Origin of the sequence: Bradyrhizobium sp. (assembly GCF_050014615.1) — a bacterium.
Lineage (GTDB): Bacteria > Pseudomonadota > Alphaproteobacteria > Rhizobiales > Xanthobacteraceae > Bradyrhizobium.
This window is the reverse complement of the sequence record NZ_JBEKCZ010000227.1, coordinates 1-8,249: the sequence shown is the minus strand read 5'-3', so window position 1 is coordinate 8,249 and position 8,249 is coordinate 1. Positions and strand designations below refer to the sequence as shown.

Below are 8,249 nucleotides of genomic sequence, written 5' to 3'. Positions count from 1 at the left end.
GCATCATGCAGATGCGCGATCGACCAGCGCAATTTCGCCAGCGGTATTTCGCGGTTGACCCGCTCGAGCACGTCGAGCAGATGATGGACCGAGGGTTCATTGTTCCAGTGTACCGTCAGCGTCATGCCCTGCGTGGCGGCCCACAGCGCGACACGATAGAATTCTTCCCTGTCGGCCTCGTCAGGCGTTTCGTTGTTGTACATGCCCCAGGTGACGCATTCGCCGATGCCGTTGAAGCGCAGCCAATCGTCGCCGCTGCCCATCGGCAGAAAGCGCGTGAAGGTCTGGAAATCCTCCAGCTCCTTGCCCGGACGCGGCGCGGAGATGCTGTAGACGACGCGCAGCGGCAGCGCATGCTCGCGCCACAGCTGGAACAAGGCCGCATAGTCCTCAGGGTCAAGGTTGTGCCCGCCGGGGTCGATCACGCCCGTGACCCCGAGCCCGCTCAATTCGCGCAGGTATCGGCGCGTGCCGTCGATCGCTTCCGGCATCGCGGGCTTGGGCAGGCGCGAATAAACCGAGGTAATGAAGGCGGCTGTTCCGGTAATCCAGCCGCTGGCAGCGCCCTCGCCATCGCGCTCGAACTTGGCGCCGGGCGCAAGAGCCTCGTCGGATCGAAGGCCAAGCCTCTCGCGGCCGATCGCGTTGAGCAAGATCGAGCCGTAGAACAGCTGGATGTAGACCGGATGCTCGCCCGCCACAGCGGTAACCTCGGCCTCGCTCGGCCGCCGCGATTCCGCAAACTGGCGCGCCGTCCAGCCGCCGGCCACGATCAGCCACGCGCCGGGGCTGGCGTCAACGGCCGCCGACCGCAGCCGCTCCATCGCCTCGCCGATCGTGGTCGCGCCGTCCCAATGCACTTCGCTGGCATAGCGGAAGCCGGCGCGAATGGCATGAATGTGGGAATCGATCAGGCCGGGAATCACGGTGCGGCCGCCGAGGTCGATGATTCTGGTCGCGGGCCCCGCCAGCTTGCGCATCTCGCCGGAGCTGCCGGTCGCGGTAACGTGACCGGCCTCGATCGCGAGCGCCTCGCCGATCGAAGAATTCGCATCGAGCGTTACAATCCTGCCATTGACCAGCAGGATGTCGGCGGGATTCGCCCGCGCCGGCGCAGCGATGCCGAGCGGCACCATGCCGAGCGCCATCATGACGAAGGCACCGAACAAGCGTGCCGGGAACGGACTGAAAATCATCCGGCGATGGTGACACACCGCGCCTGTCTCGTCACGCGCCCGGCCAATTCCGCATCAGTCAGGTAATTGACACCCAACTATCTTTGGGCCAAATTTCTCGTCAGGTTGATACGACCTGCTGGTTGCACCCTTCGCGGAACGGTGAACGTATCGAGCCCTTATCGGCCTCCCTTTGCCCGAGCGACCGGGTCAGCAACGCAACCACCTGACACGCCTGGTTCGCTCTTGCAGAGGACGAAACCGATGCGCGATTTTCGCGATGCCAAGGCCATGGCGCAGACCCTGCGCGAATCCCTCACCACCAAAGCCGTCACCATCAGCCACAGCGAGAGCCTGGAGCTGGTTTCGAAAATTCTGGGCGTTGCCGACTGGAACACGCTGTCGGCTTTGCTGCAGGCGGACCGGCGCGACACCGCGGTTCCAGCCGCCAAGCGCCAGACCGGAATGGCGAGCTACCCGGCCATTCCGCTTCGAGACCTCGTTCCCTTCCCGACCGCGACCTATTCGCTTTTTGTCGGACGCGAGAAGACCATGCAGGCGCTGAACTATGCGTTCGAACGCCAGCGCGAGGTCGTGCTGGCGATCCAGAAAGAATCCGGCGTTGACGAACCTGGATTTGCTGATGTTTACGAGATTGGCGTGCTCGCCGAGTTGCTCGAACTCGAACGGCTGGGCGATGGCACCCTGAAAGTCCTGGCGCAGGTGCACCGGCGTGTCGTGATCTCCCGCTTCATTGGCGAGACCGGTGCGTTGTTCCAGGCCGAAATCGCTGACGTCAGCGACGGACCCATCCCCGAAGCGCCCGAACTCATCCAGAAAGCCGTCAGGCAGTTCGAAAGATACGCATCGGCCCGCGAGATTCGCATACCGCAGATCTGGCCGCTGCTCGAGCAAACCCGTGATCCCGGACGGGTTGCCGACATGATCGCCAGATATTTGGCGCTGCCGATCAGTGTCAAGCAGACCTTGCTGGCGACGCTTAATCCGGTGGCGCGATTAAAGCAGGTCGACGCCCTGACGGACCTGTCGACGCTGCCATTTTCACCCACGCTGGTGGCGACGAGGCGCCGAGCCCTCGACTATGCCAATCAGCGCCACCACCAATACGCGACTCTGGAGCATCTCCTGCTCGCTTTGATCGAAGACGCCGATGCGTCAGCGGTGATGGGGGCCTGCAACGCCGATCTTGGCGCCCTAAAAGGGAAGCTGCTTTTCTATCTCGACAACGAGCTGAAGACACTGGTAATTGAGAACGGCATCGACGCCCACCCGACCGATGCATTTTCGCGCGTGACTCAACGCTCCGTGCTCCATGCGAAAGAATCGGGGAGCCCTGTGGTGACAGGCGCCAATATCCTCGTTGCCATATTCCGGGAAACGCGAAGCCCCGCGGCACGCCTGCTGGGTGAACAAGGCGTGACCCGGGCGGATGCGGCCAGCTTTGTCGCCCGCGGCATCGGCAAGGGAACGTGAGGATCCAATCGCTTTTTCGTCATGCCCGGCCTTGTGCCGGGCATGACGAGGTTCGCTAGAAGGCCGTCTATTGGCTGAATTTTAGATCAGACCCCGAGCTTCGGCGGCGTCGCGATTTCGACAACGACGTTGCCGGGTGCGGTACAATAGAAATGCGTGCCGCGAACGGTGCGGCCGGCCTCCTCGATGTCTCCCGGCGACAAACCGGCGGCGGCCAGTTGATCGCGCTTACTGCGTACGGCGGCCGCATCGTCGAGATAGAAGCCGACATGGAAGGTTTCCGGATAACTTGCCGGGTCGCGCTTGCCGGCCTTCATCAGGGTCAGCACGAAATCATCGTCGTTGCGCAGCAGCGTGAAGGCGCCGGAGCCGCGCTCGATGTGGCGCCTGAAGCCGAAGAACCGCTCGAAGAACGCGGCCAGACCAGGTACGTCGGAAGTGGCGAGATTGAGATGTTTGAGGTGCATGGTTTTCATCCGTCCAGGTTTGAGGAACGGACGGAGACAAAATAGCCAATGCTGCTGGAGAGCCGAAGTTAAGCTTTCACGACCCAACCGGCAGCGTGACCACTTCGTCACTCCGTCCGGCCGTGGGTCCAAACCGCTGCGCGGTGGATAGTGGTTCCTGTTTCCAGAAACTGGCCGGGCTTACCAATCCGGCCGTACCTATTCTCGGCGCGCGGGTGCTAGCACGAAAGGTGTTCGATCTCAATTCAAAGAGGCGCGCTTCAAACAGAGCTAGTCATATAGTGAGGGTCTTGCCTCTTCCTGCGGCGTCGCCGCGGGGGTCTTCAGCAAGATCACTCCTGCCAGAATATGGAGAAACAGGAATCCGACAGCAATGATCGTGATCAGCGCGTTTTCACTCAGCACTGGCAATTTGATCGATAATTTTCGTGGTAACGACCGCTCATTCACCGACATTGTCATCGTCTCCAATATCCGGTTTGAAATTATTCAGACTAATTTTCTTGCTGAATTCCTTGGGGTCGGCAATCAGGTGTTGATATTGTCGGAGGATACGTTGCGCCTGCAGGCGTCGTGAGTGATGCAGCGCTGCGAGAACCCGGGCAAAAATGCTTCCAAAAATACTGCTTTGTCCGGTCGTTTGACGACGAAGCACCGGTTCGGGCGAAACGGTTTCGGCTACATGGTAGGACGCGTGTCTCATCGTTGAAACTCCGCAGCTCACAAATGCAGTGACACTGCACGATGACCCAACCGGCCCGGCATGCCTGTGAACTGCGTCACATCTCACCTAATGGTGATCTTGGGCATTCTGCTCATTAGAGTTGCGGTCCGCGCGACGTGACACGCCTCGCGTGGCGCCCGATCCGTGGATCGTCGAACGCCAACGCCTGGTCAAGTCCATCGCAAACGATCGACGTCACAAAGCCCTCATGAGGTTGGCGCTACTAATTCGCCTGAAGCGGTGCAACAATTCGCAGGCGCCGCAGTTATCATCGGCGCGTCGGGCGTGAGCAACGCCGGGGGGTTTTATGCCGGTCAAATCGATCGAAGAGGGTCTGCCCTATCCGCTGGGAGCTCACTGGGACGGCAAAGGCACCAACTTCGCATTGTTCTCGGCCAACGCCACCAAGGTCGAGGTCTGCCTGTTCGATGAATCCGGCGAGCGCGAGCTCAGCCGTATCGACCTTCCCGAATATACCGACCAGATCTTCCACGGCTATCTGCCGGATGTCGGGCCCGGCACCTTTTACGGCTATCGGGTTCACGGCCCTTATGAACCCAAGGCCGGGCATCGCTTCAATCCGAACAAGCTGCTGCTCGATCCCTACGCGCGCGCCCATGCGGGGTCGCTGAAATGGGATCCGGCCGTTTTCGGCTACCAGATGGAGACCGGCGACGATCTGACCTTCGACGAGCGCGACAGTGCGCCATTCATGCCCAAATGCGTGATTGTCGATCCCGGCTTCGACTGGGTGGGCGAAGCGGGCCGGCAGATGGTCCCATGGGATCAGACCATCGTGTATGAGGTCCACGTCAAGGGCTTCACCAAACAGCATCCGGGCGTGCCAAAGGGACTGCAAGGAACCTATGCCGGTTTCGGCAGCGCGCCGATGGTCGAATACCTGGCCGCGCTTGGCGTGACGTCGATCGAACTTCTACCGGTTCACACCTTTATCAATGACAGCAATCTTCTGGAAAAGAAGCTGGTCAACTACTGGGGATACAATACGATCGGCTTCTTCGCGCCGGACCCGCGCTATGCTTCGGATGTCCCCAACAGCCTGCGCGAGTTCAAGGAAATGGTGGCGCGCCTTCACGCGGCCGGCCTCGAAGTCATCATTGATGTCGTCTACAACCACACCGCTGAAGGTAACGAGCTCGGGCCGACATTGTCGTTCAAGGGCATCGATAACGTCAGTTACTACCGCCTTCCCGCCGACAAGCGCCGGTACATCAACGACACCGGCACCGGCAATACGGTGAACCTGTCGCATCCCCGCGTCATCCAGATGGTGACCGACAGCCTGCGCTACTGGTCGGAACACATGCATATCGACGGCTTCCGTTTCGACCTCGGCACCATTCTGGCGCGCGAAATTTACGGATTTGACGAACAGAGCGGATTCCTGAAGGCGGTCGATCAGGATCCCGTCCTGACCCGGGTCAAGTTGATCGCCGAACCCTGGGACTGTGGACCGGGCGGCTACCAGGTCGGCGGCTTTCCGCCCGGCTGGGCGGAATGGAACGATAAATTCCGCGATACCGTCCGCGACTTCTGGCGGGCCGAAGCTCCGGTCGCGCAATTGGCGCCACGGATCTGCGCTTCCAGCGATCTGTTCAGTCGTGGCGGGCGCCGCGCCTGGGCGAGCGTCAATTTCATCACCGCCCATGATGGCTTCACGCTGAACGACTGGGCCAGCTACAACGACAAGCACAACGAGGCCAACGGCGAGAACAATCGTGACGGCAATTCCAGCAATCGCTCCTGGAATTGCGGCGTAGAGGGCCCCACCGGCGACAAGGCGATTGTCGAATTGAGGAATCGCCAGAAGCGAAACATGCTGGCGACATTGCTGTTTTCGCAGGGTACGCCGATGCTGCTGGGTGGCGACGAGTTCGGCCGCACCCAACACGGCAACAATAACGCTTATTGCCAGGACAGCGACATCTCCTGGTTCGACTGGAATCTCGGCGGCGACGGCAACGACCTGCTCGCCTTTACCAAACGCCTGATCAAGCTGCGCCAGTCCTATCCTGCGCTGCGCCGCAGCCGATTCCTGACGGGTCAGTACGACGGGGACCTCGACGTCAAGGACGTGACCTGGATCAATGCCAACGGCCACGAGATGCAGGACGCAAACTGGAAGGATGCGTCGATGAAATGCTTCGGGATGCTGCTGGATGGCCACGCCCAGAAGACCGGAATTAAGCGGCGCGGGCAGGACAAGACCGTGCTCATGGTGATGAACAGCTACGAAGGACTGGTCGACTTCACCTTCCCGAAATCCGAGGGCGGCAAGGCCTGGACATTGCTGGTCGACACCAACATTCCCGATGCTGTTTCAGAGGCCGAATTCGAGTTCGCCAGCATCTATCAGGTCACCGGCCGGTCGCTGCTGCTGTTCGCCGTCAAGGAGGCGTAGCAAGCCCGGATTCCGCGGGCCTTCAATCGAGCCGCGCGATGTCGGATAGCGAACACGAACCCATTTTGCCTATTTTGGCGCAACCGCCGCCTGCAGGGCCTTCCAGTTGAATTTCTTGGCCAATGCCAGCGCATCGTCGTCGCTGATGCCTTTGAAATTGACGCTGAGCAGCGCGCTGGTGCCGAGCGCCACCAGGATCGCCCCGGATTGATCCTTGATGTTGAAGCTTCGCATCACCTGCACGCCGTCGATGGTCGAGGTGTTCATGCGCCCTTCGCTGGTTTCGATATTCATCGCGGATCGCAGCGGCGCCAACGCGCCCTGGGCGGCCGCGCCGCTCATCACCTGCGCTTGCAGACGCGCCGGGCCGCGATCGTAGTCGCGCGAGGCGGTGATCAGGTTGCTGCCCGTCATTTCCATCGCGAAGCCTTGCGGCTTCTTGCCCTGCCAGCCGTCGAGGTCGACCAGGAACGGAAGAAAGCGTTCAAAGGCCTGGTCGGCATGTGCGACGGAAGACAGCAGCAACCAGGATGCCGGCAGCGCGGCCAGGCCGATACAGACCACGCGACGACGATTTATCATCCAGCATCCCCCATTTTCTCATCATGGCAAATCGTGGATTGTCTGAGCGATGTCCTGACTCCGCGGAAACCGCGCCCATCACGTGCGCCAGTATTCGCCCTTGCCGTTTGCGCGATTTTCCGGGGAGTTCGGCGGCAGCGAGAGGCCGCGAAAGAAGCCGATCAAGCCCAGCGAAATGACGCTAAGGCTGAACGCCACACCCAACCACTGCAAGACATCAGCCATCGCACCCTCCGCATTTCCATCGAGATTTGTCGCGGCAGGAGGCAATTGGTTCAAGGCTTGGCTTGAAGGCTTTGGCTTGAAGCAGGGCGCCGCCACCAAGCCATCGATCCCGTCACGGCGCCGTGAACTAAAACATGCCCCGGCGCGACCAATGCAGCGTGCGATCCGGACTATGCTTTCGCGGACGCCGGTGGCCGCGCGCCAGAACCCTGGCGGGCGCCCTTCAACACCAAAGGACAGATGCATGTTGCCTCGGCGCGATATCGTGAAATACGGCTTTCTGGCGGTTCTCCTTCCGACAGCCACGCAGGGCGCGCGGGCGCAGGAGACCAAAACCAGTCTGTTCAAGGTGGTCACGACCAAAGACGAAATCATCATCGGGCTGTCCCCCGACGAGCTCAAGACGCTCGGCGGCTCCGACGCCAGCGCGGTGGCCCATGCGCTGGCGCAGAAAGGCGACATGGCGGTGTGGCAATACAATGTGCACCGCGGCGCCAACGGCGAATTGCAGCAGGCCCCGACCGCAAAGATCGGCCTGATCGCCAATTCATCGCTGCGGGTCGAGCCCTACACCACGCCCTACGCGATCGTGCCGCATCAGTGAACTAGGCCGCTGCGGCGGCGGAATGTTTCGACCGGCAGCGCGGATTTCGGGTCGTCATTGCGAGGAGCGCAAGCGACGAAGCAATCCAGTTCTTGCTGCGCAACATGGATTGCTTCGCTGCGCTCGCAATGACGAGCAGCCGGGCGGCGGTTGGCGCGCGGCATAAAATTACCCCGCCGGATCAGATCCGGCGGGGTAAGGCCATAGGCTGAAATCCCCCCGAGAAGGGGACGAGCTATCACTTCAGGGAACTATTGATCGAAGTGAATTCGGTGTTGAGGGTCGAACCGAGACTGTTCACTGCCGCGACGATTGCAAGCGCGATACCTGCTGCGATCAGACCGTATTCAATCGCGGTCGCACCGGATTCATCGGACAAAAACTTAGAGAAGTAGTGCCGCAAACCTGCCTCCTTCGTCAAACCTGCCTCCTTCGTCGAGTTGGGAATTGTGTCCGGGATATCGAACCCCGTAAATCTACGGTCGATGATCTAAGGTTGATTGAATTGGTTGTACGCAATTTTAATTGCAACTAAATTAACGCGCGACAGCTTCGC

10 protein-coding genes are annotated in these 8,249 nt (G+C 60.6%); 3 read left to right on the top strand and 7 right to left on the bottom strand.

Annotated elements, in window-relative coordinates:
• A partial coding sequence (locus ABR948_RS25840) for an amidohydrolase family protein (protein ID WP_428123367.1) occupies positions 1-1,214 on the bottom strand: 1,214 nt, incomplete at its 3' end.
• Between the two features lie 225 nt (positions 1,215-1,439).
• Here ABR948_RS25840 and ABR948_RS25835 point away from each other — a divergent pair.
• Entirely contained in the window at positions 1,440-2,669 is a 1,230-nt protein-coding gene (locus ABR948_RS25835) for an LON peptidase substrate-binding domain-containing protein (RefSeq protein WP_428123365.1), read from the top strand.
• An 86-nt stretch (positions 2,670-2,755) separates the two neighbouring features.
• Here ABR948_RS25835 and ABR948_RS25830 read toward each other — a convergent pair whose 3' ends face one another.
• The 3 genes from ABR948_RS25830 to ABR948_RS25820 form a co-directional block, all read right to left on the bottom strand.
• Positions 2,756-3,136: a VOC family protein gene (locus ABR948_RS25830; protein WP_428123363.1), complete on the bottom strand. Its 381-nt coding sequence runs from the start codon at positions 3,134-3,136 to the stop codon at positions 2,756-2,758.
• Between the two features lie 270 nt (positions 3,137-3,406).
• Complete coding sequence (locus ABR948_RS25825; RefSeq protein ID WP_428123361.1) at positions 3,407-3,592, bottom strand: hypothetical protein; 186 nt, start codon at positions 3,590-3,592, stop codon at positions 3,407-3,409.
• On the bottom strand, positions 3,579-3,839 hold the full coding sequence (locus ABR948_RS25820) for a hypothetical protein (protein WP_428123358.1): 261 nt from the start codon (positions 3,837-3,839) through the stop codon (positions 3,579-3,581). Before ABR948_RS25820 ends, ABR948_RS25825 begins: the two co-directional genes overlap by 14 nt.
• Positions 3,840-4,167: 328 nt before the next feature.
• Here ABR948_RS25820 and glgX point away from each other — a divergent pair, with 328 nt between their 5' ends.
• Entirely contained in the window at positions 4,168-6,282 is a 2,115-nt protein-coding gene (gene glgX, locus ABR948_RS25815; protein ID WP_428123356.1) for a glycogen debranching protein GlgX, read from the top strand.
• 69 nt (positions 6,283-6,351) lie between these two features.
• Here glgX and ABR948_RS25810 read toward each other — a convergent pair whose 3' ends face one another.
• Together ABR948_RS25810 and ABR948_RS25805 are read right to left on the bottom strand one after the other, a co-directional pair.
• Complete coding sequence (locus ABR948_RS25810; RefSeq protein WP_428123354.1) at positions 6,352-6,864, bottom strand: hypothetical protein; 513 nt, start codon at positions 6,862-6,864, stop codon at positions 6,352-6,354.
• Positions 6,865-6,942: 78 nt separating this feature from the next.
• Entirely contained in the window at positions 6,943-7,089 is a 147-nt protein-coding gene (locus tag ABR948_RS25805; RefSeq protein ID WP_428123351.1) for a hypothetical protein, read from the bottom strand.
• Positions 7,090-7,333: 244 nt separating this feature from the next.
• On the opposite strand from ABR948_RS25805, the gene ABR948_RS25800 reads away from it, so the two are divergent.
• Complete coding sequence (locus tag ABR948_RS25800; RefSeq protein WP_428123349.1) at positions 7,334-7,693, top strand: hypothetical protein; 360 nt, start codon at positions 7,334-7,336, stop codon at positions 7,691-7,693.
• Positions 7,694-7,931: 238 nt separating this feature from the next.
• Here ABR948_RS25800 and ABR948_RS25795 read toward each other — a convergent pair whose 3' ends face one another.
• Positions 7,932-8,114, bottom strand: coding sequence for a Flp family type IVb pilin (locus ABR948_RS25795; RefSeq protein ID WP_428123347.1), 183 nt, complete (start codon positions 8,112-8,114; stop codon positions 7,932-7,934).
• Positions 8,115-8,249 lie beyond the last annotated feature (135 nt).